Source organism: Sinorhizobium psoraleae, from assembly GCF_013283645.1.
Classification (GTDB): Bacteria; Pseudomonadota; Alphaproteobacteria; order Rhizobiales; family Rhizobiaceae; genus Sinorhizobium; species Sinorhizobium psoraleae.
Genome location: NZ_JABEKV010000004.1, coordinates 313,024 through 339,454, shown reverse-complemented (window position 1 = coordinate 339,454; position 26,431 = coordinate 313,024). Strand labels below are relative to the sequence as shown.

At 60.6% G+C, this 26,431-nt stretch carries 24 protein-coding genes and 4 tRNA genes; 13 read left to right on the top strand and 15 right to left on the bottom strand.

Annotated elements, in window-relative coordinates:
* Positions 1 to 236 precede the first annotated feature (236 nt).
* Complete coding sequence (locus tag ILFOPFJJ_RS22605; protein ID WP_173512796.1) at positions 237 to 4,973, top strand: beta strand repeat-containing protein; 4,737 nt, start codon at positions 237 to 239, stop codon at positions 4,971 to 4,973.
* A 198-nt stretch (positions 4,974 to 5,171) separates the two neighbouring features.
* Here ILFOPFJJ_RS22605 and ILFOPFJJ_RS35170 read toward each other — a convergent pair whose 3' ends face one another.
* Entirely contained in the window at positions 5,172 to 5,471 is a 300-nt protein-coding gene (locus ILFOPFJJ_RS35170) for a hypothetical protein (RefSeq protein WP_246299736.1), read from the bottom strand.
* A 518-nt stretch (positions 5,472 to 5,989) separates the two neighbouring features.
* On the opposite strand from ILFOPFJJ_RS35170, the gene ILFOPFJJ_RS22600 reads away from it, so the two are divergent.
* The gene (locus ILFOPFJJ_RS22600) at positions 5,990 to 6,397 is read left to right on the top strand and encodes a DUF1236 domain-containing protein (protein ID WP_173512795.1); all 408 of its coding nucleotides are present in this window, start codon (positions 5,990 to 5,992) and stop codon (positions 6,395 to 6,397) included.
* A 466-nt stretch (positions 6,398 to 6,863) separates the two neighbouring features.
* On the top strand, positions 6,864 to 7,163 hold the full coding sequence (locus tag ILFOPFJJ_RS22595) for a hypothetical protein (protein ID WP_173512794.1): 300 nt from the start codon (positions 6,864 to 6,866) through the stop codon (positions 7,161 to 7,163).
* 7 nt (positions 7,164 to 7,170) lie between these two features.
* On the opposite strand, the gene ILFOPFJJ_RS22590 is transcribed toward ILFOPFJJ_RS22595, so the two are convergent.
* Positions 7,171 to 8,217, bottom strand: coding sequence for a GlxA family transcriptional regulator (locus ILFOPFJJ_RS22590; RefSeq protein ID WP_210267529.1), 1,047 nt, complete (start codon positions 8,215 to 8,217; stop codon positions 7,171 to 7,173).
* A 274-nt stretch (positions 8,218 to 8,491) separates the two neighbouring features.
* Between ILFOPFJJ_RS22590 and ILFOPFJJ_RS22585 the strand changes: the two genes are divergently transcribed.
* From ILFOPFJJ_RS22585 to ILFOPFJJ_RS22575, 3 genes are all read left to right on the top strand, one after another.
* Positions 8,492 to 9,139 carry an outer membrane protein gene (locus ILFOPFJJ_RS22585; RefSeq protein WP_173512793.1) on the top strand — a complete coding sequence of 216 codons (648 nt, stop codon included), beginning with the start codon at positions 8,492 to 8,494 and terminating at the stop codon, positions 9,137 to 9,139.
* Positions 9,140 to 9,353: 214 nt separating this feature from the next.
* Positions 9,354 to 9,617: a hypothetical protein gene (locus ILFOPFJJ_RS22580; protein WP_173512792.1), complete on the top strand. Its 264-nt coding sequence runs from the start codon at positions 9,354 to 9,356 to the stop codon at positions 9,615 to 9,617.
* Between the two features lie 318 nt (positions 9,618 to 9,935).
* Positions 9,936 to 10,109: a hypothetical protein gene (locus ILFOPFJJ_RS22575; RefSeq protein WP_173512791.1), complete on the top strand. Its 174-nt coding sequence runs from the start codon at positions 9,936 to 9,938 to the stop codon at positions 10,107 to 10,109.
* Between the two features lie 126 nt (positions 10,110 to 10,235).
* Here the strand turns inward: ILFOPFJJ_RS22575 and ILFOPFJJ_RS22570 are convergent, their stop codons facing one another.
* The 9 genes from ILFOPFJJ_RS22570 to ILFOPFJJ_RS22530 form a co-directional block, all read right to left on the bottom strand.
* A complete protein-coding gene (locus tag ILFOPFJJ_RS22570) occupies positions 10,236 to 10,688 on the bottom strand; it encodes a BA14K family protein (protein ID WP_173512790.1) in 453 nt (150 codons plus the stop codon).
* A gap of 326 nt (positions 10,689 to 11,014) precedes the next feature.
* On the bottom strand, positions 11,015 to 11,347 hold the full coding sequence (locus ILFOPFJJ_RS22565) for a hypothetical protein (RefSeq protein WP_173512789.1): 333 nt from the start codon (positions 11,345 to 11,347) through the stop codon (positions 11,015 to 11,017).
* 248 nt (positions 11,348 to 11,595) lie between these two features.
* A complete protein-coding gene (locus ILFOPFJJ_RS22560; RefSeq protein WP_173512788.1) occupies positions 11,596 to 11,796 on the bottom strand; it encodes a hypothetical protein in 201 nt (66 codons plus the stop codon).
* Positions 11,778 to 12,011: a hypothetical protein gene (locus ILFOPFJJ_RS22555; protein ID WP_173512787.1), complete on the bottom strand. Its 234-nt coding sequence runs from the start codon at positions 12,009 to 12,011 to the stop codon at positions 11,778 to 11,780. Before ILFOPFJJ_RS22555 ends, ILFOPFJJ_RS22560 begins: the two co-directional genes overlap by 19 nt.
* Positions 12,012 to 12,826: 815 nt before the next feature.
* A tRNA-Arg gene (locus ILFOPFJJ_RS22550) sits at positions 12,827 to 12,903 on the bottom strand.
* A gap of 36 nt (positions 12,904 to 12,939) precedes the next feature.
* Positions 12,940 to 13,245 (bottom strand): ETC complex I subunit, encoded by a 306-nt coding sequence (locus ILFOPFJJ_RS22545; protein WP_173512786.1) that lies wholly within the window; start codon positions 13,243 to 13,245, stop codon positions 12,940 to 12,942.
* A gap of 381 nt (positions 13,246 to 13,626) precedes the next feature.
* Positions 13,627 to 13,703 (bottom strand) — tRNA-Pro (locus tag ILFOPFJJ_RS22540).
* 91 nt (positions 13,704 to 13,794) lie between these two features.
* On the bottom strand, positions 13,795 to 14,274 hold the full coding sequence (locus ILFOPFJJ_RS22535; RefSeq protein ID WP_173512785.1) for a DUF192 domain-containing protein: 480 nt from the start codon (positions 14,272 to 14,274) through the stop codon (positions 13,795 to 13,797).
* On the bottom strand, positions 14,274 to 14,852 hold the full coding sequence (locus ILFOPFJJ_RS22530; RefSeq protein ID WP_173512784.1) for a cold-shock protein: 579 nt from the start codon (positions 14,850 to 14,852) through the stop codon (positions 14,274 to 14,276). The genes ILFOPFJJ_RS22535 and ILFOPFJJ_RS22530 overlap by 1 nt, the downstream gene beginning before the upstream one ends.
* A gap of 194 nt (positions 14,853 to 15,046) precedes the next feature.
* On the opposite strand from ILFOPFJJ_RS22530, the gene ILFOPFJJ_RS22525 reads away from it, so the two are divergent.
* From ILFOPFJJ_RS22525 to ILFOPFJJ_RS22510, 4 genes are all read left to right on the top strand, one after another.
* On the top strand, positions 15,047 to 15,487 hold the full coding sequence (locus tag ILFOPFJJ_RS22525) for a VOC family protein (protein WP_173512783.1): 441 nt from the start codon (positions 15,047 to 15,049) through the stop codon (positions 15,485 to 15,487).
* Positions 15,488 to 15,886: 399 nt separating this feature from the next.
* Entirely contained in the window at positions 15,887 to 17,236 is a 1,350-nt protein-coding gene (locus tag ILFOPFJJ_RS22520) for a YcbK family protein (protein WP_173512782.1), read from the top strand.
* Between the two features lie 110 nt (positions 17,237 to 17,346).
* Positions 17,347 to 17,422, top strand: a tRNA-Glu gene (locus ILFOPFJJ_RS22515).
* A 173-nt stretch (positions 17,423 to 17,595) separates the two neighbouring features.
* Positions 17,596 to 17,671, top strand: a tRNA-Glu gene (locus ILFOPFJJ_RS22510).
* Between the two features lie 80 nt (positions 17,672 to 17,751).
* Here the strand turns inward: ILFOPFJJ_RS22510 and recJ are convergent.
* From recJ to ILFOPFJJ_RS36245, 4 genes are all read right to left on the bottom strand, one after another.
* Positions 17,752 to 19,554 (bottom strand): single-stranded-DNA-specific exonuclease RecJ, encoded by a 1,803-nt coding sequence (recJ, locus tag ILFOPFJJ_RS22505; RefSeq protein ID WP_173512781.1) that lies wholly within the window; start codon positions 19,552 to 19,554, stop codon positions 17,752 to 17,754.
* Between the two features lie 132 nt (positions 19,555 to 19,686).
* Positions 19,687 to 21,009, bottom strand: a complete 1,323-nt coding sequence (locus ILFOPFJJ_RS22500) for a homoserine dehydrogenase (protein ID WP_173512780.1) — start codon at positions 21,007 to 21,009, stop codon at positions 19,687 to 19,689.
* Between the two features lie 78 nt (positions 21,010 to 21,087).
* Positions 21,088 to 22,305, bottom strand: a complete 1,218-nt coding sequence (locus tag ILFOPFJJ_RS22495) for an LL-diaminopimelate aminotransferase (protein ID WP_173512779.1) — start codon at positions 22,303 to 22,305, stop codon at positions 21,088 to 21,090.
* Positions 22,306 to 22,430: 125 nt separating this feature from the next.
* A complete protein-coding gene (locus ILFOPFJJ_RS36245) occupies positions 22,431 to 22,736 on the bottom strand; it encodes an SHOCT domain-containing protein (RefSeq protein WP_173513325.1) in 306 nt (101 codons plus the stop codon).
* 212 nt (positions 22,737 to 22,948) lie between these two features.
* On the opposite strand from ILFOPFJJ_RS36245, the gene phaC reads away from it, so the two are divergent.
* Genes phaC through map form a run of 3 tightly spaced genes read left to right on the top strand, consistent with a single transcriptional unit; the run spans position 22,949 to position 26,396 of the window.
* A complete protein-coding gene (phaC, locus tag ILFOPFJJ_RS22485) occupies positions 22,949 to 24,796 on the top strand; it encodes a poly(3-hydroxyalkanoate) polymerase subunit PhaC (protein ID WP_173512778.1) in 1,848 nt (615 codons plus the stop codon).
* Between the two features lie 11 nt (positions 24,797 to 24,807).
* Positions 24,808 to 25,527, top strand: a complete 720-nt coding sequence (gene sfsA / locus ILFOPFJJ_RS22480) for a DNA/RNA nuclease SfsA (protein WP_173512777.1) — start codon at positions 24,808 to 24,810, stop codon at positions 25,525 to 25,527.
* A gap of 29 nt (positions 25,528 to 25,556) precedes the next feature.
* Entirely contained in the window at positions 25,557 to 26,396 is an 840-nt protein-coding gene (gene map, locus ILFOPFJJ_RS22475) for a type I methionyl aminopeptidase (RefSeq protein WP_173512776.1), read from the top strand.
* Positions 26,397 to 26,431 lie beyond the last annotated feature (35 nt).

Genomic DNA, 26,431 nt, shown 5'->3' with positions numbered 1-26,431 from the left:
GAAGGCATTGGCCTTCAACAAAGTTAGAGACAAAAATCTTATTTAAACGAGATATTACAGTGATTTTTTCGCACGCCTCGAAGGGCGATCGGCACTGTAGATCGATAATCAGCAGGGACGGGTGAGCCCAGAGCCTTGATGGCCGGCCCAACTCCCGTCCGTAAGCCGGCAATCGCCGACATTCATTTGGCACCGCTGTCGCCAGCAGACCGGTGGACCATCGCAGGAGTGCAGACATGGCGCAGACATTGATCGACTTTTCCGCCGGCCAGATCACCGACGGATCGGCGGGCGGGGCCGACACCACCCTCAGCGCCGGCGGGCTGGTCTTCACGATAGCGGCGCAAGGCAACTGGAGCGCCAATTTCGATAACGGCCGGTTCAACTTCACCGAGGATCCGGCCTATGGCGGCGAGCAGTTCACGATCACCATCACCAGCGCAACGGGCGCGCTGATCGACTTCTACGACTACCAGATCAGTGTGAACGCTGATCCGATGGTCAGCGGCGGCTGGGCACCCTCCTTGAATGTCGACAGCACATCCTGGCCCGATGACGGGATCCACGGAGACGGCGTCGGGCCGTACTACTATCGAGCGAGCTTTGGCGGCAGCGTTCCCGCCGTCGCAAGGGGAACGTCGCTCAGCCTGGCCGACATCATCATTCCGGACACGACCACGACCGGCACGATGAGCTTCTGGCTCGACAACATAACGATCGACTCGAACAATCGACCGGTCGTCGCGAATTTCGATGCCGCCGACGCGAAGGACTACGTTAGTGGCAGCCAGAGCGCTGTCCTCGTCGACACCGCCAGTCTCGCCGCCGTCACCGACCCCGACAACACCGGCTGGAGCGGCGGACAGGTCCGCTTCACGCTTTCCGGGCGCATCGCGGGCGAAGATGCGCTCGGCCTGCGCAACGAAGGCACCGCCGCCGGACAGATCGGCATTTCCGGCAGCGATGTCACCTATGGCGGCGTAGTGATCGGAACGTTGAGCGGAGGCGGCACGAGCTCGAGCTTCCTGCAAGTCACGCTCAATGGCAGCGCAACGACCGCGGCAATCGACGCCATCATCCACAATCTTACCTATAGCAACCTGGGTGCGTCCCCCAGCGGCACGAGAACCATCTCGCTGACCGTTCGCGATGCCGAGAGCGGCACGTCGGCATCGACACAGACGACGATAAATCTCGTTTCTCCGAATGACGCTCCGGTCGTGACCACATCCGGCGGCAGTGCCGCGTTTGCCGAGGGCAATGCAGCAATCACCGTCGATGGCGGCATTACCGTCTCCGACAGCGACAACACCACCCTCGCCTCCGCCACGGTTGCCATTACCGGCAATTTCCAGTCCGGCCAGGATGTTCTCGGCTTCACGAATGATGGCGGCACGATGGGCAACATCGCGGCGTCCTACGACGCCGCGACCGGCGTGCTGACGCTGATCTCCGCGGGCGGCACGGCGACGCTGGCCGAATGGCAGGCTGCGCTGCGCGCCGTCACCTACACGAACAGCTCGAATTTGCCGACGACTGCGACGAGAACGATCAGCTTCGCGATCGATGACGGGCTGGAAAGCAGCAATATCGCCACCAAGACCGTCGCGCTGACGTCAGTCAACGATGCGCCTGAGGTGACGGTTCCGGCCAGCATCAGCGTCGTCGAAGACGTTGCAACCGCGATCACCGGGATCAGCTTCTCCGACACCGACGCGGGTGGTGCAAGCGTAACCGTCACGCTCTCGGTCGGCGCCGGAAGCCTTGCCGCCACCAGCGGCGGTGGCGTGACGGTCGGGGGAAGCGGGACCGCACTGACCCTCACCGGGACGATCGCCAACATCAATGCCTTTATCGCTGCCGCGAACGTCGCCTACACGACAGCCGCCAACGCCACGGGCAATGTGACGCTGACGGCGACGATCAACGATGGCGGGAACACCGGCAGCGGCGGCGCGCAAACCGGCAGCGACACGGTGACGCTTGCCGTGACGCCAGTCAATGACGGGCCGGTGGTAACCGCGCCCATTTCGATCGCAGTCGACGAGGACACGGCAACGGCGATCACCGGCATAATCATCAGCGATGTCGATGCCGGGTCCGCTTCGATTAGCGTGACGCTCTCGCTCGCTTCGGGCACGCTCGCAGGCTCCTCGGGAGGCGGCGTCGCCGTAGCCGGAAGCGGAACCGGGTCGCTGACGCTGAGCGGTTCGATCGCCGACATCAACGCCTTCATCGCCGCATCCAACGTGACCTTCACCCCGGCCGCCAACACCACATCCAACGTGGTGCTGACCGCATTGGTCAATGACGGCGGAAATAGCGGCATCGGCGGTGCGTTGACGACCCCAGCGACCGTGACGTTTGTGGTGACCGCGGTGAACGACGCGCCGGTCAACCATGTGCCGGTACAGCAGGTGACCGAGACGGATGCGCCCGTTCTCTTCAGCAGCGGCAACGGCAATGCGATCACGATCTCGGATACCGATGCCGGCGGCGGCACGGTGCGGGTGACACTGACGGCAAGCAACGGTGTGCTCGCGCTCGCGGGAACGACCGGACTGGTCTTCATCACCGGCAGCGGCAGCGCCGATTCGACGATGACCTTCGAGGGGACCGTTACCGACATCAACACGGCGCTGAACGGGATGTCGTTCCTGCCGACGGGAGGCTACTCCGGCCCCGCTTCGCTGCAGATCACCACCAACGATCTGGGGCTTGCAGGATCGGGCGGCATGCAGAGCGATACCGACACGATCGCCATCAATGTCGGTCCGCCCAAGGTGGTCAATGTCGAGGGTATGTTCGATACCACCTACCATATGCGCGATACGGTCACCATCGTTGTGACCTTCGACAAGGCGATCTCCGTCGATACCACTGGCGGGCGCCCGACGCTGCTCCTCGAGACGGGAGCTATCGATCGCGAGGCCGTTTACCTTGGTGGTTCGGGAAGCAAGACGCTCACCTTCGCCTATACGGTGCAGAAGGGCGACTCGAGCGCCGATCTGGACTACGCCTCCATCAATGCGCTGATGCTGAACGGCGCAACCATCAAAGCGCTCAACTCCCTCGACGCCCTCCTCACCTTGCCAAGCGTCGGAGGGAGCCATTCGATCGGCGGACAGAACGACATCGTCATCGATGGCTCCTTCGGAGCCCCAAGTCTCACTGGCGACAGGCAGGCCTCGCTGGCCGAGGGGGCCTCGTATACATTCACGGTCGAGGATTTTTTCAGCGACCCGGCCGACAATGCCGCCGACGCCGTATTCACAGTATCCGGGGTGAACCACGGAAAACTCCTGGTAAACGGAGCCGAGGCCTCGCAATTCACGGGAGCACAGCTTGCGAACGGGCTCGTCACCTTCCAGCACGACGGCTCGGAAGACTATTTCGCTCCGTTCTATGTTCATGTGGACGACGGCACCGACAGGTTCCTTTTGTCGATCGATTCCATCAACGACGCACCGATCCGCACCGGCGATCTCAGGGCCGCGGTTGCGGAGGGCGGCAGCTACAAGCTTACCGTCGCTGACGTCAACTTCACCGATCCGGACGGTGCCGCACCCTACATCGAAATTCAGGTTTCCAACCTGAAAAACGGCGTAGTGTTCGTCAACGGCGCCGAGACGACGAGCTTCACTGCGGCCGACATCAAGAATGGCCTCGTCACCTTCCGTCACAATGGGTCGGAGACCTCATCGGCCTCCTTCCAGTTCACCGCATCGGACGGATACGAGACAACGCCACCCATTCCCGCGACGTTCAACTTCACCGTCAACCCGGTCAACGATGCCCCTCGCCTTACCGGCGATCTCAAGGCGACGGTCACGGAAGGCGGCAGCTACAAGCTCGTTGCCGCCGATCTCGGCTTCACTGACCCGGACGACACGGCCGCGGGCGTTGCCTTCAACGTCTCCAGCGTCACCAACGGAACCGTGCTCGTCAACGGCGTCGCGGCGACGCGCTTCACCGGCGCGCAGCTCGCAGCCGGCCTCGTTACCTTCCGCCACAACGGCTCGGAGACGACGGCGGCGTCCTTCAAGGTGGCTGTGGAAGACGGCAACGAGGACCTTTCGGCACCCGTTCCCGCCACCTTCACCTTCACTGTGAGCGCGGCCAACGACGCCCCGTCGCTCGCCCTGACGCAGCGTCTCGCCGCCATCGCGGAAAACGCCTCGACCGCTTCCGAGCGCAAGGTCGCCGATCTCCTCGTCACTGACGACAAGCTCGGCAGCAACGTCCTCACGCTCGCGGGCGCCGACTCCGCGCTCTTTGCCGTCCATGACAACGCACTGTGGCTCAAGGCCGGCGCGCGGCTCGATTTCGAGACCAATCCCTTCCTCGATGTCTCCGTCCTGGTCGACGACAGGACCATCGGGACCGGCGCCGAAGTGACGAAAGCGGTCCGGGTCTCGGTCGCCGACGCCGTCGAGCGTTATGTCGGCAGTTCGGGCGCCAACACGCTGACGGGCACGTCGGCCGCGAGCGAGTATTTCGACGGCGGCGCCGGCAATGACACGATCAATGGCGGGGCCGGCAAGGACACGATCGTCGGCGGACTCGGCGCGGACCGGCTGACTGGCGGTGCAGGAAACGACACCTTCGTCTTCAACCTGATAGACGACTCGGCAAAGGGTTTCTCCGGCTACGTCAACAATGTCGCCTATGGCCCGGCCTCGGGCGCCGGCTATCGCGACATCATTACCGACTTCGGCAATGGCGACGACGTGATCAGCCTGACGGCAATTGACGCCAATACCGCGCTTGTCGGCAACCAGGGCTTCACCTGGCGCGGTAAGGGCGAATTCACGCGCAAGGCCGGAGAACTGATCTACAAGACCTTCGACACCACCGGCACCGCCAACGACAAGACGATCGTCTACGGCGACGTCACCGGCGACGGCCGCGCCGACTTCCAGATCGAGCTTTCGGGACTCAAGCCGCTCACAGCTGGCGATTTCCTTCTGTGAGGCGAAATGCCTAGCGCGCAAGTGCGCGGGTCCGAATGGAAAGCTCGCATGGAGGTCACGCGTGAAGTCAATCATGGCGCAGACGCGCCGTGGCTGGCCTCCTGTGACGAGCACAGAAATCCAGCCGCGTTCTAGATTTCTGGCAACGAACGCATGAACTTAGCCCTTTGCACGCGACGATGCTGCGGGCGCTACTGGCTAGAAGTTAAAATAGATACTGACTCCCGGCCGCCGGTGGTAGCGGTAGTAGTCACGATAGCCGTAGTACCCATAATGGCGAGGGTAGCACCGACCATAATAGCGGCAGGAACGCCAAGCGTAACGCCTGTTCCAGTGACGATCCGCATGCCAATGGCGATGGCGCCGGTGTCTGACCTGTTCTACAGGGCCGGTCTGCACTTGCTCGGATTTCGGCACGAAAATCGGTGCGGCGTTTAGCGGTAAGGCAAAGGACACGGCCAGGATTGTGGCTGTCAGGGCGGATAGGAGTTTTTTCATCGTATACTCTCCTTCGCTTGCTACTACATTGCACCGTCAAGCCTGAACCTCCGATGAACGGCCCACGCGTCGCCGCCACAAATCGCGCTCTCGATCGCCGGAGACTTTGAAAAAATAGTTGTCGACCGGCGGTATGGCACAGACGGCGCCGGCCGCGCGCGGCCAACAGTCGCCGAAACGCGTCGGGACACAGCCTGTTTGCGCGCCGATTCGGAGGATTCGCAAGCGACAAGGTACCGCGAAGCCTGACTCACGGTCACGTCGTCGCTGTTCTGGATCAAGCGGCGTTGTTCTTTCCAGCTATTGGGTGATTGTGGATGGGCTGCCACGAGTCGATGTGATTTCCGGATCAACTATTTCTCCGTAATTTTTATCCATCGGATGAATTTCTAAAGTAAAGCTATGAAGAACAGGCTCACTTTCGCGCGATCCTCAAGATAATCGGACCAAAGTCCCAAGACCGGAACCATTGCACAGCCCGTTCGTTGTTTTGACGAATCCAACAGGAGGACGAGACAATGAAAAAACTTGTACTCATCGCAACGGCAGCCACATTGCTTGCGGGTTCCGCTATCGCTCAGACCAACAACGAGGGTAAGGGCGGAACTGCGACGGGCATGGTCGGCGGCGCTGCAACTGGCGCCATAATCGGCGGCCCGATCGGGGCCGGCGTTGGAGCCGTAGTCGGCGGCGCACTAGGCGGCGCACTCGCACCGCCTCCTCCTCCGGTCGTCGCCTACGTCGAGCAGCAGCCGGTGCAGCAATCCGTCGTCGTGCAGCAGCCGATCGCTGTCGGCAAGCCTCTTCCGGAGGCTGTCGTGCTGACGCCGGTGCCGGAGAACCCCGCCTACGCATATGCCGTCGTTAACGAGCAGCGCGTGATCGCCGAGCCGAAATCGCGCACCGTGGTGCAGGTCATCAACTGACCGGGCGAGTTGCAACACCCCACCACCACTCAGCCCCACCTACCCTGCAGGGGGGTGGGGTTGGTTATCGGCCACATTCCACTCTCATTCTGAGATGCGGAGCCAGGACGAGGCACGGGTGCTCCGTCCCTTTATGGTAGGTCCGCATCAATCCGAGCCCTGATCACGCGCTCGACGCGCCCGTCTCGCTCGTCTCCATCTTCGGATTCCGCCCGCCGGAATTCAGCAAACTCCGAGTCCGAAACACTCTCGTGACGGTTGCGCCCGTGTTTCGCAATCCCATCGGTTGAGCGACGCGCAACAATTCGACGAATCCCGAACTGTGGCTCATACACATCGCGTGGCGGATAAAACTCGGCGTCGCCAAATTCGCTCTTCCGCCAGTGCGCATTCCGTTCTCTATCGGATGGAACCAACGAACCTTCCAACGGTTTTCCCTGCAGCTTGCGTCAAAAGGACAGCCATGATGTTTACCGCCCTGTTCGTCGCTTCGCTCCTGGCGCCCACGAACGTACCCTCCAATGTCGCTACGGTGGAAGAGTTGCAAGCGGACTTCGAGAACGCGGTTGCCTGTGAGGAGATAGACGGCCGCAGGGTCTGGAAAGGTGCGATCGCCTATTACATTCAATCCTATGTCTATGAGAGCGATGTCGCAGGTCAGGCCGATGCCGCCGACGCCGTCTTGCCCGAAGACAATACACCGGAAACGGTCAAAGAGTTCGAAAGGGCCTGCGCGGCGATCGATTCGGCCCAGTCGTCCCGTTGAGGACACCTCAACCCGTGTCTGACATCCGTAGCGGTTTCATCCGTGCTTTGCGACCGGCCACCGCTTCGGCACGCAGAGCAGTTTCTTCGCGATTGGCACTTCGCATCTTCAGTGGGCTTGTTTGATATTCGCGGCTGTAGGCGCGCGAGAAGGCAGAGAGGCTGTCGAAGCCGCAGCGCAGCGCGATATCCCGAATCGGAATCCCTGAATCGCGAACAAGCCGGTGCGCCACCTGAAGCCGAAGGCGAAGATAATAGGCCGCAGGACTGATCGAGAGCCCTTTCGCGAAAAGGAGTTCGAGCTTGCGCCGCGAGATGGATAACCGCCGTGCCAGCGCCGCCACGGTCATCGGTCGCTCCAAGGTGCGCTCCATCAGCCGTATTGCGCCGGCGAGCTCGGGATCTCGGGCCTCGATGCGGCCGAGCGACACGAAGGGCTGCACATCGGTGGCGCTGTGCATCTGGTCGTAAACGAAGATGCTGGCAACATCGAGCGCCAAAGCGGGGCCTAACCTCTCGGTGATCAGATGCAACATCATGTCGAACGTCGGCGAGGCGCCACCGGAGGTCCAATATTTGCCGTCGGTGACGAAGCGGTCACCGATGACGGTAAGCGCAGGAAAAGTCTGGCTGAAATCCTCGAGCTCTTCCCAATGCGCCGTTGCCTTGCGGCCATTGAGAAGTCCTGATCGACCGAGCAGCCAGCAACCGGACTCGATGCCCGCCACAATGTCGAAATGGCGAGCGCACTCCTGCAGCGTGGCGAGAAACCGCTTGCCGACATGCCGGTGGAGATTGAAGCCGCCGATCACGAGGAGAAGATCACCGCCGAGCGGCGGCGCGAATCGGCCGTCGACATTGATTGGCACGCCGCAGGTCAACATGACCGCCTCTCCGTCCCCGGACAGAAGCCGCCAGCGAAAGACCTGTCTGCCGGCCACCCGATTTGCGGCGCGCATCGGATCCAGCACAGAGGCCAGCGACATGATCGACGACTCGGGCAGGACGACAACCACGACCTCAATCGGAGATTGTTTTTCAATACGTTCCCTCATGCGGATAACGTCAAATTTTATGCGGCTTATGTCAAATCCGAAAACGGCTTTCAGGCATTATCGACAGGCAATCGATCTCCCTTCGCGCGGCGTTTGCAGCCCCGCGCAGAGACGTTCCCCTTTCCGCGATTTTTCCGGGACGGGCCGGCCGGATTCAAACCCGCCGGTCCGTTTTTTTCTTTGTGCGAATGCACATGATTCGGCCCACCTGATTTTTGGCAGACTCGTCGCCCATTAGTTGATATCGTCAGTTGGACAACAGGAGGCATTTGTGATGATCAGAAATGTGCTTGTTGCGATCTTCGGCGCGTCGCTGTTGGCAGGGACATCCCACGCAGCAGACTTGACGGAGGCTCCAGCGCCCGCGCCGGTTGTCGAAGCAGCCCCCACATTCGTCTGGACCGGCGGCTATGTCGGACTTCAAGGCGGCGGCGGATGGCTCAACAGCGATTTAAGCGTCCCCGGGGCAAGTGCCTCGGAAGACTTCAACGGCGGCCTCTTCGGCGCGTTCGCTGGTTACAATTACCAGCATGGTGACTGGGTCTTCGGCATCGAAGGGGACGTCACCTACAACTGGAACGACAAGACCTTCACAGTCTTCGGCGCGAATACGGAAGTCGGCACCGATGTCTCCGGATCGGTGCGCGGGCGCGTCGGCTACACGTTCAACGAAAAAGCCCTGCTCTACGCGACCGGCGGCTGGGCGGTGACCCGCGGCTTCGTCGATGTTGCCGGCGCTTCGGAGGAGAAGGAGACATTCAACGGCTGGACCATCGGAGCCGGCGTCGATTACGGCTTCACCAACAGTGTCTTCGGTCGGGCCGAGTATCGCTACAATGATTTCGGCGACAAGGATGTGGGTGGCGTCAATGTCGATCTCGACCAACACCAATTCACAGTCGGCGTCGGAGTGAAATTCTGACGCCTGCGATCGGCCCGATCAACACCCCCGGCTCTACCCCCGGGGGTTTTTTCTGAGGATAGACCACCAGCCGGGCGCAAGATGTCAAGCAATATTGCCCTATTGTTAAGGATAAACATGCGGGAATTCAAAGTGCTACAGCGATCTTTGCGCATCCGGTGAGACGCGGCGCTGGAGGAGCCACGCACGAAGGGGTGGAAAAACGGGAGGAGCAATGGGAAAGTTTCTCGAATTTCTGGGTGGCATCATCACGATCGGCACGCTCGCTTTGCTGGCGATGACGCTTATACCTTCTCTCGATATCAGGACCCTGCTGGCGGTGCTCCCCTGGGCGTTTCCGGCAATTGCAGGCGGCCTCATTCTGGTTGCCTTCGGCTCGATGCTCGATCACCTCGCCGCGATCCGCTCAGCTGCGGAAAAACAGGCGGACATCTTCCAGAAACTGCTCGACCGACGGGCTCCGCCAAAGGCCGAATAGGGGCGAAGGCCGCTAGCAACGACCCGGCTGTACGGCATGAACCTGAATTGTCGCGACGGGTTAGCGGCGATTTTCCGGCCTGACGGGACCTTGCGGCCGCCGAACATCGATCTCTTCAGCCGCGCACTCGTCGCTGTCAACGCACTGCGGATCAAAGTGGATTCCGCGACCACAACGCCATGCGACACCGTTCGCGTGGCTCGAAATCCGAGTGCAGTCTTCGGTAGATTGAGGACGCCTTCAATTCTACTGGTTGAAAAATCCGACTGCTGGCTCCAATATTCACGGTGAGACGACCAACCTGAGGAGGGAGCCGCCATGAACAGAAATGTGGTTATCGGCATCATCGTTGTCGCGCTTATCGTCCTTGCCGTGATGTATCTGATGCCAGCAACCGGTCCACAGACAACCGAGACGGCTCCTGCTCCGACGACGACGGAACCAGCGCCACAGCAACCGGCAACGCCACAGCAACCCGCGACAACACAGTAAGCATTCCTGCTCGCTGCGCTGAACGCAAAAGCGCCGCATCCCTTTGAGGCATGCGGCGCTGTGACACCTTTGAATCGCCGATCCGTGTTCAGCGAAACATATAACAATCAGCGGCTTCGAGTACGCTCAGTAGTAAGGTGAGATACACTGCTGGCGAGGCCCGTAGTAAGGCTGGAAGCTGTTGTCGTATGCTTGGTAAGAACGATATCGGGCGTAGCACCAATCCACATGGGCTCGGCTGAAGTCCCTATAGACGCGTCGCGGCGGCGGTGGTGCCGCGATTGCACCTCCAATGACCACGCCCGCTCCGAACGCTGCCAACGGATACCACCAACCGTCACTGTGCCGGCGATAACCGTCGCGGCGATAGCGATAACCACGATAACCGTTGTACCGACCGTAGCGAGGCCCGTCGTACCCGCGCCAACGCGGTCCACCGTGGTGCCATGGCCTGTGGTGGACCAAGTCTATGCCGCTCGAGTTGGACTGCGACACTGGCGCAAAGGGCATGGCCTGAGCCGGTGCATAGCTTGTAAATGCCGTAACAGCCGCAAGGATCAATGTGCCGATTTTCTTCATCGTATCACCGAATCTGTTTCCGATGAGGCGATCTTTCCTTGTGGCAACTGAACCGAGTATGAACGAGCGCGGCAGTGAAACCGCATCGCGCACGAGATCAGTCGCGTCTCGATGGGGAAGTCTACAGACCAGAGGAGAACTGTGGCCGGACTTCTGGGGAGCAGAAACTGGTCGCGTCTTAGATCTGCGTTGTTTCCGAGCCCGACGACGATTGTCGACTTATTGAGGGCGGTATCCTTGTGCCCGACATCAAGCCGGCTCGTCACAGAACACGACTTTCCCTGATCCGCTAGGGGATCAGGGAAAAATCACCGAACCAACAGGCGTCAGCCTATGCGAGGGCAGCCTGGTCGATTTGCAAAATACACGGTCGTGTATCGACCCCGGCGACCGACGCCGTCCACGACGACCTGTCTGCGCGTAATCGCTTCAATCTCGGGATCACGTAGCCCCAGCCTGTAGGCACGGCGAATAGCCTGCCGTTCGCTGCAGCCGCGATAAGGTCGATAATCGTCATCATACCGTCGGTCACGCATCTGCACGTCAGGACCACCTGGGCCGATGTACAAGTCCAGAGACTGGGCCGGCGAAGCAGATGGCAGGGCCGCCAGGGCGCCGGCCATAATCAATCCGGTCGCGAGAACCTTGCCAATGTTCATGGCTTCTCCTCCATATCCTCATTTAAGTTGCCGCTAAACTGATACTTGAACGGTGCTGGAGCGGATAAAGTTCCAGAAAACCGCTGGCTCGACGAGAACATAATGGGAACATTTGTCGGTGTTGCCGTCGGCCATCGCGGACTGGGGGTGAGTTCTCGGATCATGCGAGAACGTGTGTGCGATGAATGATGGCCCGCTCGGGAACGCCGTGGGCGAGCGCGGGCCGACCGACCATGGCTACTTGCCGGTTATGGACCGCCTGCCATCGATCCGACGACCACCATCACGACCGCGTCGACATCGATTTCACCATCGACCGTGAGCTTGTCTCCGGCACGGCTGACACGCAGTTTCGAGGGATTCTCGGCCGCCTGCCGTTCAAGTTCTTCGACAACCGCGGCAATGGCCTTCGCCTCCAGATTGCCCTCATTCAGATTGCTGGTACCCATTTCCAGAAAACGCCTTCCTTGCGCTCGGGATAATGCTTGAACTCGCACTCGAATTGCCGGCCGTAAGACGCAGCTTCCGCCAATGCCGCCTGAGCCGGCGGATTCATTCCCGTACCGGGAGCGAACCAATCTTCGAGGAGATCATCAGGAACGTAGGTCCCTATCCTCAAAGGAAGACTGGCCAATACGAAGTCCATCTCTTTTGGTGGCGGCATGCGCTCCTCCTGACCGGTCTAACAAAGTTGCAGCCCGGAGGTTCCCAGCTTGGTCCTTCCGCACCGCGCGGCCATTCCTATGGCAGATTAAACGTCAGCGGATCGTCCCCGCTCGCTCCCTGTTCAACGAGCTTACCAGAGCCCCCTGTAGCGCGCCAAGGGCAATGCTCCGACCTTGGCAAGGCTCGTTAACTGTGGCTGCACTGCGACAACGTTATATCGGACTTTAGTCCGGCGCCGGGCTGCGTTTGGACGTCCAAAGGTCCGACGCGCCGTGCCGCCAGGTGCGATATGGTTTGTCGACGATGTTGCGGCGACGATGCGCTACGAATGTCGCCGACCACCTCACGACAGTTCGACGGGGATCTTTACTTATGGCTTTTTCGGACGCGGAATGGAGAGATCGCATTTCCAGTTTCGCTTGGGGAGCTATATCCAGCCCCGCATCGATTGTCCTTTATATTGCGGCTGCCATGCTGATCGCCGCACTTGCGAGCGCAGGAACAGGCATCCCTTCTTACGTGCTCGTAGCAGCAGCGGTTGTAATCGTGCTGTTCATCGACCCCCCGGAGAAAATAGCAAAACACAGGGAGCGGCGGCGGCGATAGTCGCGGTGGAGCTTTATCGGCGATGCGGCCGCCGATTCGAAGAAGGAACAGTTGGTCAGAAGTGCCGCTTACCTGCTGGCGGAGATGCACCTCGCGAGCGCGCGACGATGAAACCACCCACAGGATCGCGGGACCACTAGCCGACGAGGGCGCGACGGCTCATGAACTTGCTGCGCTGTTCGGCTGGACGAGACAATATTGGAAAGTTGGCGACCCCTGCAGGATTCGAACCTGCGACAACCTGCTTAGAAGGCAGGTGCTCTATCCAACTGAGCTAAGGGGCCGTTGGGCGTCGCCCTCTCGCGGACTTCCCAGGAACCTCAATGGGTCCAGGGCTGCATCCGGTTGAAACGGAAGTTGTCCGAATAGGACACATTCTTGCGCGTCGAATCCTTCGGCGCAATCACCCGGTAATCGATGCCGTTGCGTTCGGCGTAGGCGATGGCCTGTTCTGCACTTTCGAAGGTGAGACGCAGTTGCTGGCGCATATCGCCGGAGCTTGTGTATCCCATGATCGGATCAATGGTACGCGGCCTTTCCTGATCGAACTCCAGCACCCACAGATTCGTCTTGGCCTTGCCGGATTGCATGGCTGTCTTTGCGGGACGATAGATCTTCGCGGACATTGTTTCGAACGGCTCCCGTTTACCCATCGCAGCGCTGCGCCTTTCTCAGACGCCAACGATCGCTGAAACACTTTGATTTGCTGCATGATTCCTGAGTCTAAATCGATTCCGATTAAGAAATTATGCAGCAGCGCAGCGGGCTTTCGCCCGCGCCTCGTGTCTTCCCTTAGCGCAGATTGATCCAAAACGGAATGACCAATGAACCGAAAATGAGGCTTTTCCGACAGCATGCGTGCCGCATCGAAAACTCGCTCCCGACACCGCGACTCGGCTGCTTACTTACCGGCGGAACCGGAGCGTCGGAGAACTTACTATTGCGGCACCGCACCACAAATTCCGGCCACGGCGGCGAGAAACAGGAAAATAAATCAGAGAATTTAGTGGTCGGAGTGGAGAGATTCGAACTCCCGACCCTCTGGTCCCAAACCAGATGCGCTACCAGACTGCGCTACACTCCGTGCCAACGAGGCCCGGAGATACACGCTTCGCCTCGTGCCTGCAACATGAATTTTCGTGCCCAGTTGAAGGGCACGGGGAGACCCGACGCACTCAGTTCGTGGCCGGAATCCGGGAGCCCTCGAGCCGATCGCCAGGTTTTACGCCGAGGCGCCTCACGGTTCCGGCGTTGAGTTCGAGCACGAATGCCACCGGTTCACCCGAATCGATGATCGCCTCGGACAACGGCACGGCATTCTCATGAATCGTGCGAACTGTTCCATCGCGGGCGATGAAGAGCATATCCAGTGGCAGGTAAGTGTTCTTCATCCACATCATCACCCGGCGCGTCTCTCCAAAATCGAACAGCATGCCGTGATCCGGCGCCATCTGTCGGCGATACATCAACCCCTGCTCGCGTTGGGCCGGATCGACCGCGAGTTCAACCGTCAGATCGCGGGGGCCGGCGCCTGTCAGGAGGCGGAGCTTGTCGCGGGCAAAGGAAATGTCGGCGGAGACGGCGGAGACGAGCAGCGACAACAAAAAAAGCGCCGTGACGGCGCTTCTTGCAAAAATGCGGGGAGACGGGATCATCAGTGGGACCGGCTGGTTGGCGTCGGGCCGTCCGGATGAATCTCCGCAGCCATGAGACCTTTTTCGCCGTCGCCGAAGCGCACCAGAACCACCTGCCCGGGCCGTAACTCCGTAAGCCCAAAGCGGCGCAGCGTCTCCATATGCACGAAGATGTCTTCGGTGCCCTCGCCGCGCGTCAGGAAGCCAAAGCCTTTGGTGCGGTTGAACCACTTGACGAGCACTCGTTCCAAGCCGCTGGTCGGCGTGACCTGAACATGCGTTCTGACCGGCGGAAGCTGCGACGGGTGAACGGCGGTCGACTGATCCATGGAAAGAATGCGGAAAGCCTGGTATCCGCGGTCCCGTTTCTGAACAAGAGCGACAACGCGCGCACCCTCCAGAACCGTCTGATAGCCGTCGCGCCGCAGACAGGTCACGTGCAGCAAAACGTCCTGCATGCCGTTGTCAGGTACGATGAACCCGAAGCCTTTCGCTACGTCGAACCACTTGATAACGCCGGTAATTTCGATGAGGTCAAGGGCGTCATTGCCAAAGTCGTCATTGTGGATGACGTCTTTCGAAGATGTTCTATCCGCCATTCTCCCAGCCCCTCGTTTACGCGCAACTCTTGATACGGTTAACTGATTCTTATTGACCAGAATAACATCGTCCCGCCGCGCCTGCGCAAGTCCCACGACATATTTTGGCCGGGGTCATTTATGGGGACGCAGCCTTGCCTCTGGCTTGCTGCAGGTTAAGTATACGCCATATTCTCAGAAACAGGGACAACCCAATGCGCTATCTGCACACGATGGTTCGTGTAAGAGACCTGGACCAGGCTCTGCACTTCTATTGCACGCTCTTCGGCCTCAAGGAAATACGCCGGTACGAAAACGAAAAAGGCCGATTCACGCTCGTCTTCCTTGCCGCGCCTGGCGACCTCGACCGGGCGAACGACGAACGCTCCCCCTGCCTCGAACTCACCTACAACTGGGACACAGAGGACTACAGCGGTGGTCGCAACTTCGGTCATCTCGCCTATGAAGTGGACGACATCTACGGCTTCTGCCAACACCTGATGGACAATGGCGTCACCATCAACCGTCCGCCCCGCGACGGACACATGGCTTTTGTGCGCTCGCCCGACGGAATTTCGATCGAGATCCTGCAAAAGGGCGAGAACCTGCCCGCGCAGGAGCCGTGGGCATCCATGGGCAATACCGGCAGCTGGTAAGCTCCGCGCAATTCCGGCTGACTAGCGTCTGAACCGTGCCAGCGGTTTGACCCGTGTGGCATGACACAAGGCAAGGCCCGAACATCGACGAGCGGTCTTAAGGCCCGGCCAGATGCCGGGCCTTCGCATATCTATTGTGAAGGTGCAAAAAGGTTAGCCCAGGTTTACAATTTGGGCGAGGTTCATTAACTTTGCGCACCAGACGTTGAAATGGGGTTCTGCTTCGCAACCAGTTGCGCGTCAAAGCCCTTTACTTGGCCTGACCTTTCCCGTGGCGAGCCTATTTGCTCGCCGCGAGGAAAATGAGTTGTTTGTTCTGGGGCGATGTTTCGGAACTGAGACTTAATGCATGCACGAGGGGGAAAGCCTCGAGCGTGCACGGAGAGCGGGGATAAGACGTTGCAACATCTGGAGGCGAAGTGCGCGTTCCTGACATTCGGGCGCGCGGCGGCATTATCCGTATCATTGTTCGCATTGGCAGGTTGCATGTCGTCGGCTGGCGACGAGACAACGGCTTCACTGAAACCGCAACAATCGACGACACCGTCGCAGACAGCCGAGGCCGAAGGCGACGCCGGCGAAGCGGAGCTTGCGGCCAGCTCCGCCAACGGGGCGCAGCAGGCGCCGGGCGTCGCTGCCCAGACCGGTCCAGAGGCGACACAGCAAGCGTTGACGATGCAGGGCACCGGCCTGCGCGCCACATCGGCCAGCATTTATGGACAAAACCCCACCGCCACGGCCGAGGGCCAAAACGACGCCGACGAAGCGGCAGTTGCAGCGCCCGGTAACGGTGTCCTGCCCCAGCCAACGGCGGTCAATGCAACAACGAACAGCCTCTTCAGCAACGGGCAAACCATGGCCGAACCGGCCGCCCCTTCCCAACAGGGCGCAAGCAATGAAGCGCCGGCTGAAGCGCAGACCGTTGCGGAGACGGCAGCGAACGGACCTGCGACAGCGGAAGGGAACGACATTCCGGTCGCCGTTCCGTTGCCGCTCAGCGCACAGGCGGCGTTGTCCGGCAAGATGCCGGCCGAGCTTCAGCCGGTAGAAGTTGCCTCGGTGAATCCAGCGGCGCTTCAGCAAACGAATCCCAATCAGCCTGTCGATCCAGAGAGAAAAGAGAGCGAGACGCAGGAAACGAGCAAAACCTGGACGCTCGCGAGCCTCTTTGCTCCGAAGCGGAAGGAGAAGCCGCGCTCCGACGGCGAACGCACCGCCCGGCTGAGCGAGAAGAAAACGATCACAGCCAGCAATGCGCGCCAGCCACAGGTTGCCTCCCTCGCCTACGCGTCGTTGCCTGGCGTCAACATGAATCCCCTGTTCAGCATGGAGCATGAAGCTCACGTTGCCGACGAGGAGGACGCACCCGTCGAAACGGCGGCGTTATCCGGGCTTGCGCGTCTCGCGCCGAATGGCCTCATCCTGCAAACAGAGAGAGTGGAAACCGGCTGCTTCAAGCCCGAGCTTCTCGAGATGTTGAAGACGGTCGAGAGGCACTACGGCCGCAAGGTAATGGTGACCTCCGGGCTCCGGGCGATCAAGGTCAACCGGAAACGCCAATCTCTCCACACGCAGTGCGCGGCGGCCGACATACAGATCAAGGGTGTCAACAAGTGGGAGCTCGCGAGCTTCCTGCGCAGCATTCCGGGTCGCGGCGGCGTCGGCACCTACTGCCACACGGAATCGGTCCACATCGACATCGGTCCTGAGCGGGACTGGAACTGGCGCTGCCGCAGACGTAAAGGCTAACCTTAGCGCCCGAAGAAAGCCCGTTCGATCGCATCGTCATTTTTTTGAGAAAAATGAATTTAGCCGCTTGCGGGAATCCGAAGCGCTCTCTATAAGCCACCTCGTCTTGGGCGCCCATCGTCTAGCGGTCTAGGACGCCGCCCTTTCACGGCGGAAACACGGGTTCGAGTCCCGTTGGGCGTGCCATTCCTTCTTCGATATAGTTCTGGATACTTCAGGGTTGCGTTGTCGCATCGCGTTTATGCTTGCCTGAAGAAGACCGAAAACTTTCAAGAAGTTTTCCGCAAGAAAAATCGAATTGGCGGCAGCTGATCACTTGCGGGAACCACAAGGCTTCTCTATAAGCCACCTCGTCTTGGGCGCCCATCGTCTAGCGGTCTAGGACGCCGCCCTTTCACGGCGGAAACACGGGTTCGAGTCCCGTTGGGCGTGCCATTCTCTCCTCACAAACTTATTGAGGTTTCTCTTCCAAGTCGCTGATTTGGAAGGTGGGGCTGTTATCGCGACGAATGCGATCAGGTGGCCTTCGCGGCGTCCGTCACGCGCAGTTGGACGCGGCGGGTTCCCTGCCAAAGATCCGCCGAAACCGATCCAGCGACGTGAATGGTCGAGCCGCGGCTGCCGAGCAGGAAGTCGCCCAGCGGCGTTTCCGTGGCGCGAAAGGCAATACCGTCGATCCGGCTGCCATCCTGGCCCTCCAGCGTTACCTTGACGTGATTGGAGCCGACCTGCCGGCAGTCGCGCAGCCGGTGCTGCGGAAAGGCGAAGATCGGCTGCGGATGCCCGGAACCGTAGGGACCGGCCTGCTCCAGAAGATCGACCAACTCGATCGTCGCGCCTGACGCCCCAAGTGCTCCGTCGACCTTCAGCGTTTCGGCGGAAACCAGATCGCGCACGACAGTTTCGGCACGCTCTTCAAAGAATTGACGAAGTCTGCCGAGATTCGCGCGCTCGACGGTCAGGCCGGCCGCCATTGCATGGCCGCCACCCTTGAAGAGGAGACCGCTCTCGACCGCCGCCCGCACCAGCCTGCCCATGTCGAAACCATTGATCGAACGCCCCGAGCCGGTCCCTCGCCCACTTGGGTCAAAGGCAATCGCGAAAGCCGGCCGACGGAACTTCTCCTTGATGCGCGCGGCAATGAGCCCGACGATGCCCGGATGCCAGTTTTCCCGCGCCGTAATGATCACCGAGGCCGCCTCGCCAGTCCCATACTCCGCCAGCACCTCCGCTTCGGCCTCGGCGAGCATTGCCGCCTCCATTGCCTGGCGCTCGCGGTTAAGCTCGTCGAGCCGGCCCGCGATCGATTCCGCGGCTGCGGCATCGTCAAGCGTCAACAGCCGGCTGCCGAGAGCCGCATCGCCGATACGCCCGCCCGCATTGATGCGCGGACCGATCAGGAATCCAAGATGATAGGGCGTCACAGGGCCGCCAATTGCAGCCTTGCGGAGGAGCGCCGCAAGCCCCGGATTGCCCATATGCCGCGCGGCGATCAGGCCTTTGACGACATAGGCGCGGTTGAGCCCCTTGAGCGGTACGACATCGCAGACCGTTGCCAGCGCGACGAGATCGAGCAGCGACAACAGATCGAACGAAGCGGCGCGCGGGGCCCCTTGGCCGCGCAGCACCCGCAGGGTGTTGACGAGCACGAGATAGACAACACCTGCGGCGCAGAGATGCCCCTGCCCGGACAAGTCGTCCTCGCGGTTCGGATTGACAAGCGCATGACACGGCGGAAGGGAAGAGCCCACCTGATGATGGTCGATGACGACGACGTCGACGCTGCGTCCGGCGGCAACAGCGAGAGACTCGTGACTGGTCGAACCGCAGTCGACAGTGACGATAAGGCCGGCACCGTTGTCGAGCAGTTGCTCTATTGCCTGCGGATTCGGGCCGTAACCCTCGAAGATGCGATCGGGAATGTAGATGTCGGCTTCGATGCCGAAGTGGCGCAGGAATCGGACCATCAGCGCGCAGGAGGCAGCGCCGTCGACGTCATAATCCCCGAATATAACCACCTTCTCGCGGCGGCGCACCGCCAGCGCCAGCCGCTCGGCCGCCTTGCGGCAGTCGGTCAGGGTGTCCGGATCCGGCATCAGAGAGCGGAGCGTCGGGTCGAGAAAGGCGGCGGCATCGTCGAGCGCTACGCCGCGGCCTGCGAGCACGCGGGCAATCATCTCGGAATAGCCGTGTACCTGGCTGATCGCTAGTGCCCGATTTTGCCCGGCCTGATCCAGACGTGACACCCAGCGCTGCCCGCTCACCGAGCGTTCCACGCCGAGAAATGCCCGTTGGATCGGATCCGCCAATACGTCCATGCTATTCGCCCGCCTGCAGTCCCCTGTTCTTAGCGGACATTTCAGGCTGGAAGAACCCGCATGAAGACGGCTCCGGCGGGCCAGATGCCCGTCGGAGCCGTTTCTCAACAGATTTAATGTGCCGAGCGGCGATCACACGGCCTTTGGCCGTTCGATACGGATGACCTGCGGTTCGCCAACGAGATAGCCCTCGCCCTTGATCGCAACGATCGCCTTGCGCACGGAAGCTTCGAATGTGGCATGCGTCACCAGGATGATCGTCTTCGGCTCCGCAGAATCCACATAGTGCTTGGAGTGCTGCATGATCGATTCGAGCGAGATATCGTTTTCGGCCATATGCCCGGCAATATTGGCGAAGACGCCGGTGCGGTCGAGAACTTTCAGCCGGATGAAATAGCCGCCTTCGTGGCTTTGTATGCGGGCCCGCTTGTTGGGCAACAGTGCGGTCGCCGGGCGCCCGAAAGCCGGTACGTGTTGTGCGCCCGGGCGGCTCTTGGCGATATCGGCGATGTCGCCGAGCACGGCCGAGGCGGTCGCATCGCCGCCGGCGCCGGGGCCGACCATCAGCAGTTCGCCGAGAATATCGGACTCGATCGCAACCGCGTTCGTTACGCCGTCGACCTGTGCGATGACGGAATCGTAGGGCACCATCGTCGGATGAACGCGCTGTTCGATGCCGCTTTCGGTGCGTTGCGCGACCCCGAGCAACTTGATTCGGTAGCCGAGGTCGGCGGCCGCCTGGATGTCCTCGATCGAGATGTTGGTGATGCCTTCGAGATAGATGTCATCGGCAGCGATTGCGGTACCGAAGGCGAGGCTGGTCAGGATCGACAGCTTGTGCGCCGTATCGTTGCCCTCGATGTCGAAGGCCGGATCCGCCTCGGCATAGCCAAGGCGCTGTGCTTCCTTCAGGCAGTCTTCGAACGAAAGCCCCTCCTTCTCCATCTTGGTCAGGATGTAGTTGCAGGTGCCATTCATGATGCCGTAGACGCGCGATACGGTATTGCCCGTCATCGATTCGCGAAGCGCCTTGATGACGGGAATGCCGCCGGCAACCGCTGCCTCATAGTTGAGCAGTGCGCCATGCTCTTCGGCAATGCCCGCGAGCTCGATGCCATGCGCGGCGAGCAGTGCCTTGTTGGCGGTGACCACATGAATGCCCCGCTGCAACGCAGCCTTCACGGCTGAATAGGCCGGATCTCCGGCACCGCCCATCAACTCGATGAAGACATCGATGTCCGCCTCGGACGCCAGCGATACCGCATCGTCGAACCACTTGATCTCCGAGAGGTTCACACCGCGATCCCTGGACCGGTCCCTCGCAGTCACGGCCATGATCTCGATCGCCCGCCCGCATGTGGTTGCCAGCATCTCATGACGATCCTGGAGAATCCGCACGAGCGAGGCACCGACCGTCCCCAAGCCCGCAATGCCGATTTTGAGGGCATCTGCCATAGCAAGTTCCTAACATGTAGAGGCCCCGCCAATGCGGCAGGGCTATTCTGGTTTGTTTATCGGTATTTATCCGATTTCCTAGCGGTGTGCGTTAAGCGAGATGACGTTGTGCATCGTCTCGTCCGCCGAGGACAGGAAGCGCTTGATGTTGCGTGCCGCCTGTCGGATCCGGTGTTCGTTTTCGACGAGCGCCAGCCGGACGTAGTCGTCGCCCTGCTCGCCGAAGCCGATACCGGGCGCCACGGCGACGTCCGCCTTTTCGACGAGGAGCTTCGAGAACTCGAGCGAACCCAGATGACGGAACTTCTCCGGGATCTTTGCCCAGGCGAACATGGTCGCCGGCGGCGGTGGCACCTCGAAGCCGGCCTTGCCGAAACTCTCGACCATCACGTCGCGCCGGCGCCGGTAGATGTTGCGCACCTCGGCAATATCGCTGCCATCGCCGTTGAGCGCCTGTGTCGCGGCAACCTGGATCGGCGTGAACGCGCCATAGTCGAGATAGGACTTCACCCGCGTCAACGCTGCGATCAACCGTTCATTGCCGACGGCAAAGCCCATGCGCCAGCCGGGCATGGAGAACGTCTTCGACATCGACGTGAACTCGACCGTCACGTCGATCGCGCCAGGCACTTCCAGCACGGAGGGTGGCGGCGCGTCATCGAAATAGATTTCCGAATAGGCGAGATCCGAGAGCACGATGATGTCGTGCTTCTTCGCAAACGCGATCACTTCCTTGTAGAAGTCGAGCGAGGCGACCTGCGCCGTCGGGTTCGACGGGTAGTTGAGGATCAGCGCCAGAGGTTTCGGGATCGAATGCCGTACAGCCCGCTCTAACGGCGCAAAGAAGCTGTCATCGGGTTCGACCGAGATGGAGCGGATGACACCGCCTGCCATCAGGAAGCCGAAGGCGTGGATAGGATAGGTCGGATTCGGGCAAAGGATGACATCGCCGGGTGCGGTGATCGCCTGCGCCATGTTGGCGAAGCCTTCCTTCGAGCCAAGCGTCGCGACGACCTGGGTCTCGGGGTTGAGCTTGACGCCGAAGCGGCGGGCATAATAGGCGGCCTGGGCGCGGCGCAGCCCCGGGATGCCCTTCGACGAGGAATAACGATGCGTGCGCGGGTCCTGGACGACCTCGCAGAGCTTGTCGACGATCGACTGCGGTGTGGGAAGATCCGGATTGCCCATGCCGAGGTCGATGATGTCAGCACCGGCCGCTCGCGCGCTTGCTTTCAAACGGTTGACCTGTTCGAAAACATAGGGCGGCAAACGCCGGACTTTATGAAACTCTTCCATCTCCAAACCTCGCTTGGCGCAAGCCTCCACGAGCCGTTCGGCTTTCGCGAAAGCAAACGCGGTGGTGAATGGCCGCCATCACGGCCATTGAACGCTTTGCGTCCAAATCACGTGAAAGGCAAGCGCTAATTCTCGATCTGTTTCAGCGTATCGGCACCGTGCTGCTCGGCCAGCAACTGCAATTCCCTCAAGCGCCGCTGGTATTCGGCCTCGGAAATTGCGCCGGATTTGCGGGCAGCACCAAGCGCCGTCAACTGGGACTGCATCGAAACCGCCTCCTCGTCGGTCATTTGCAGAGTGGCGGCCGGCTTTTGCCCATAGACGGACGGATACGTGGCGAGTTCCGCCGTTGAACTGCATCCGGCAAGGGTGCCCGCAAGGAGCAAACCCAAAACCCAAGAAATCGAGCCCTGTTTTCCGACGACAAGCATGCTGGCGATGACCCCTGTTTTGCGGCGCGAGGATGGACCAGTGCACCACACGCCCGGAAAAGACATGCCGATGACACTTTAACCACTTGAATTCAAAGCGATTTACTTGCTTCCTGTGATTCCATTGGAAAGCTGAACGCTCTAGCTCTTGTAATCATTTTCGGGCAGAATGTAAAAATGCAAAACAGATAAGATGCTGTGGAGGACGCCGGGTGACAGCAGACAGGAAGGCCGAGGACGGCGGTACTAAAAGCGGTTTTGCCGGCTTTGATCCGAAATCGGTCGAGCCCTACATCGTGAAGGACCCGGAAAGCCTGGCCGTCAATCTGGCCCGCGCAGCAGAACAACTCGGCAAGGCAGCCTCTGCATGGCTTGCCCCGCGCGAAGCTGGCGAGAGGAGCCATACTTTCGCCGAGCCCGTTTCCGACATGGTCAAGACGTTGTCCAAGATATCGGAGTATTGGCTCTCCGATCCGCGTCGAACGCTGGAAGCCCAGACGCATCTCATGGGCAGTTTTTTCGACATCTGGTCGCGCAGCCTCCAGCGCATGGCCGGCGACATCACGACCGACCCGACAAGTCTCGAGCGCACCGACAAGCGCTTTGCGGACGAGGACTGGGTGAAGAATCCTTTCTTCGACTTCATTCGCCAGGCCTACCTGGTGACCTCGGACTGGGCCGAGCGAATGGTCAACGATGCCGAGGGGCTCGATGATCACACCAAGCACAAGGCGGCCTTCTACGTTCGTCAGATATCGAGCGCTCTTTCGCCGACCAATTTCATCACGACCAACCCGCAGCTCTATCGCGAAACCGTGGCGTCAAACGGCGCCAACCTCGTCAGGGGCATGCAGATGCTCGCGGAAGACATCGCGGCCGGGCGCGGTGATCTCAAGTTGCGGCAGACGGATACGAGCAAGTTCGCCATCGGCGAAAACATCGCGATCACGCCTGGCAAGGTGATCGCGCAGAGCGATGTCTGCCAGGTCATCCAGTATGAGGCGAGCACCGAGACCGTGCTCAAGCGGCCCTTGCTGATCTGCCCGCCGTGGATCAACAAATTCTACGTCCTCGATCTCAACCCGCAGAAATCTTTCATCAAATGGGCGGTCGATCAGGGCCACACAGTGTTCGTCATCTCCTGGGTCAATCCCGATGAGCGCCATGCCTCGAAGGACTGGGAGGCCTATGCGCGCGAAGGCATCGGCTTCGCTCTCGATATCATCGAGCAGGCGACCGGCGAACGCGAGGTGAACGCCATCGGTTATTGCGTCGGCGGCACATTGCTTGCTGCCACGCTGGCGCTGCACGCCGCCGAAGGCGATGACCGTATCCGCTCGGCGACGCTTTTCACGACGCAAGTGGACTTCACCTATGCGGGCGACCTCAAGGTCTTCGTCGACGATGATCAGATCCGCCAGGTCGAGCGGAATATGAGTGCGACCGGCTATCTGGAAGGCTCGAAGATGGCCACCGCCTTCAACATGCTCCGGGCCTCGGAACTGATCTGGCCATATTTCGTCAACAACTATCTGAAGGGACAGGAGCCCCTGCCCTTCGACCTGCTTTACTGGAACTCCGATTCAACCCGGATGCCGGCAGCCAACCACTCTTTCTATCTTCGCAACTGCTACCTGGAGAACAAGCTCTCCAAAGGGGAGATGGTACTGGCCGGCCGGAAAGTATCGCTCGCTGACGTCAAGATCCCGATCTACAATCTGGCGACGAGGGAAGATCATATCGCCCCCGCCAAATCGGTATTCCTTGGCAGCAGCTGCTTCGGCGGCAAGGTCACGTTCGTCCTGTCAGGCTCCGGCCATATCGCCGGCGTCGTCAACCCCCCGGACAGGAGCAAGTATCAATACTGGACCGGGGGGCCTGCCAAGGGCGACATCGACGAGTGGTTGAGCAAGGCGAAGGAAACACCTGGCTCCTGGTGGCCGCATTGGCACAGCTGGGCAGAAAAGCTCGACAGGAAACGCGTTCCGGCCCGAAAGCCCGGCGGCCCGCTCAACTCGCTTGAAGAAGCGCCGGGTTCCTACGTACGCGCCCGCGCCTGATCGGATCACTCGTGAACTTCTCCCGTCCGCTCGTTCCAGCAACGCTTGTGCAGCGCTACAAGCGCTTTCTTTTTGACGCCATTCTTGCCGATGGAACGAAAATTACCGGCTCATGCCCGAACACCGGCTCGATGCGCGGATTGACCACCGCGGGTTCCCCGATCTGGCTTTCGGAGCACGACAGCCCGACACGGAAATACCGCCATATGCTGGAGATCGTCGAAGCGGACGGAACACTCGTCGGCATCAACACAGGCTTGCCGAACCGGCTTGCCGAGGAAGCGATCGCCGCTGAACTCGTCGGTGATCTTCACACCTACGAGACACTTCGACGCGAGCAGAGATACGGCCGCAATTCCAGGATCGATATCCTTCTCAGCGACCCGACGAAGGGCCTTGCCTATGTGGAGGTCAAGAACGTCCACTTCAGCCGTGACCGGGGTCTCGCCGAATTCCCCGACAGCCCGACTGAGCGCGGTGCCAAGCATCTCGAGGAACTCGGCGACATGGTGGTGGCCGGCCACCGCGCAATCATGCTCTACCTTGTCCAAAGACCTGATTGCGATGTGTTCCGCATATGCCGCGAACTCGATCCGGTCTATGCTCGTGCATTCGAACGGGCGACCGTGCGAGGCGTCGAGGCCTATGCCATCAAATGCGCGATATCGCCCTCGCAAATAGTGCCAACGGGAGCGATGACTGTGGACGACCCCGCCTTCGCTGATTTATGACATGCGCTTGCAACAATGAAAGTTCTGGAATGGTAACTTATATCGAGGCTGGCGCTGCCCCGTACAAGAACACCGGCGTCATCCGGCTCTACGGACCGGATGGTTTCGAAGGCATGCGCAAAGCCTGTCAGGTGACGGCGCGTTGCCTGGACGAACTCGTGCCCCGCGTGCGGCCGGGCGTGACGACAGAAGAGATCGATCGTTTCGTCTTCGAATTCGGCATGGATCACGGCGCGCTTCCCGCGACGCTGAACTATCGCGGCTATACGAAATCTTCGTGCACGTCGATCAACCACGTCGTCTGTCATGGCATTCCGAACGAAAAGCCGCTGCGCGAAGGCGATATCGTCAATATAGACGTTACCTATGTCGTCGATGGCTGGCATGGCGATTCCAGTCGCATGTACCCCGTCGGCGAGGTCAAGCGTGCTGCGGAACGGCTGCTCGACGTCACACACGAATGCCTCATGCGCGGCATCGCGGCCGTGCGGCCCGGCGCACGCACCGGTGCGATCGGCGAGGCCATCCAGGCCTACGCGGAGTCGGAGCGCTGTTCGGTGGTGCGCGACTTCTGCGGCCACGGCGTCGGCCGACTGTTTCACGACGCCCCGAACATCCTCCACTATGGTCGCGCCAACGAGGGCCCCGAACTGCGCGAAGGCATGATCTTTACGATCGAGCCGATGATCAATCTGGGCCGCCCGCATGTGAAGGTTCTCTCTGACGGCTGGACGGCCGTCACGCGCGACCGTTCGCTCTCGGCGCAATACGAGCACACGATCGGCGTCACCGCCGACGGCTGCGAAATCTTCACGCTTTCGCCGGCCGGCCTGTTCAAGCCCGGCGTTGCCGCAGTGGGCAACGCGTGACGAGAACTCCGCCCCTCTCTGAAGGCGAGTTGCAG

What these genes read in the sequence shown, in the direction of transcription:
- ILFOPFJJ_RS22605 (WP_173512796.1), top strand. Translation starts at nt 237, where the DNA reads ATGGCGCAGACATTGATCGACTTTTCCGCCGGCCAGATCACCGACGGA.
- ILFOPFJJ_RS35170 (WP_246299736.1), bottom strand. Translation starts at nt 5,471, where the DNA reads ATGAAAAAACTCCTATCCGCCCTGACAGCCACAATCCTGGCCGTGTCC.
- ILFOPFJJ_RS22600 (WP_173512795.1), top strand. Translation starts at nt 5,990, where the DNA reads ATGAAAAAACTTGTACTCATCGCAACGGCAGCCACATTGCTTGCGGGT.
- ILFOPFJJ_RS22595 (WP_173512794.1), top strand. Translation starts at nt 6,864, where the DNA reads ATGTTTACCGCCCTGTTCGTCGCTTCGCTCCTGGCGCCCACGAACGTA.
- ILFOPFJJ_RS22590 (WP_210267529.1), bottom strand. Translation starts at nt 8,217, where the DNA reads ATGAGGGAACGTATTGAAAAACAATCTCCGATTGAGGTCGTGGTTGTC.
- ILFOPFJJ_RS22585 (WP_173512793.1), top strand. Translation starts at nt 8,492, where the DNA reads ATGATCAGAAATGTGCTTGTTGCGATCTTCGGCGCGTCGCTGTTGGCA.
- ILFOPFJJ_RS22580 (WP_173512792.1), top strand. Translation starts at nt 9,354, where the DNA reads ATGGGAAAGTTTCTCGAATTTCTGGGTGGCATCATCACGATCGGCACG.
- ILFOPFJJ_RS22575 (WP_173512791.1), top strand. Translation starts at nt 9,936, where the DNA reads ATGAACAGAAATGTGGTTATCGGCATCATCGTTGTCGCGCTTATCGTC.
- ILFOPFJJ_RS22570 (WP_173512790.1), bottom strand. Translation starts at nt 10,688, where the DNA reads ATGAAGAAAATCGGCACATTGATCCTTGCGGCTGTTACGGCATTTACA.
- ILFOPFJJ_RS22565 (WP_173512789.1), bottom strand. Translation starts at nt 11,347, where the DNA reads ATGAACATTGGCAAGGTTCTCGCGACCGGATTGATTATGGCCGGCGCC.
- ILFOPFJJ_RS22560 (WP_173512788.1), bottom strand. Translation starts at nt 11,796, where the DNA reads ATGGGTACCAGCAATCTGAATGAGGGCAATCTGGAGGCGAAGGCCATT.
- ILFOPFJJ_RS22555 (WP_173512787.1), bottom strand. Translation starts at nt 12,011, where the DNA reads ATGCCGCCACCAAAAGAGATGGACTTCGTATTGGCCAGTCTTCCTTTG.
- ILFOPFJJ_RS22545 (WP_173512786.1), bottom strand. Translation starts at nt 13,245, where the DNA reads ATGTCCGCGAAGATCTATCGTCCCGCAAAGACAGCCATGCAATCCGGC.
- ILFOPFJJ_RS22535 (WP_173512785.1), bottom strand. Translation starts at nt 14,274, where the DNA reads ATGATCCCGTCTCCCCGCATTTTTGCAAGAAGCGCCGTCACGGCGCTT.
- ILFOPFJJ_RS22530 (WP_173512784.1), bottom strand. Translation starts at nt 14,852, where the DNA reads ATGGCGGATAGAACATCTTCGAAAGACGTCATCCACAATGACGACTTT.
- ILFOPFJJ_RS22525 (WP_173512783.1), top strand. Translation starts at nt 15,047, where the DNA reads ATGCGCTATCTGCACACGATGGTTCGTGTAAGAGACCTGGACCAGGCT.
- recJ (WP_173512781.1), bottom strand. Translation starts at nt 19,554, where the DNA reads ATGGACGTATTGGCGGATCCGATCCAACGGGCATTTCTCGGCGTGGAA.
- ILFOPFJJ_RS22500 (WP_173512780.1), bottom strand. Translation starts at nt 21,009, where the DNA reads ATGGCAGATGCCCTCAAAATCGGCATTGCGGGCTTGGGGACGGTCGGT.
- ILFOPFJJ_RS22495 (WP_173512779.1), bottom strand. Translation starts at nt 22,305, where the DNA reads ATGGAAGAGTTTCATAAAGTCCGGCGTTTGCCGCCCTATGTTTTCGAA.
- ILFOPFJJ_RS36245 (WP_173513325.1), bottom strand. Translation starts at nt 22,736, where the DNA reads ATGCTTGTCGTCGGAAAACAGGGCTCGATTTCTTGGGTTTTGGGTTTG.
- map (WP_173512776.1), top strand. Translation starts at nt 25,557, where the DNA reads ATGGTAACTTATATCGAGGCTGGCGCTGCCCCGTACAAGAACACCGGC.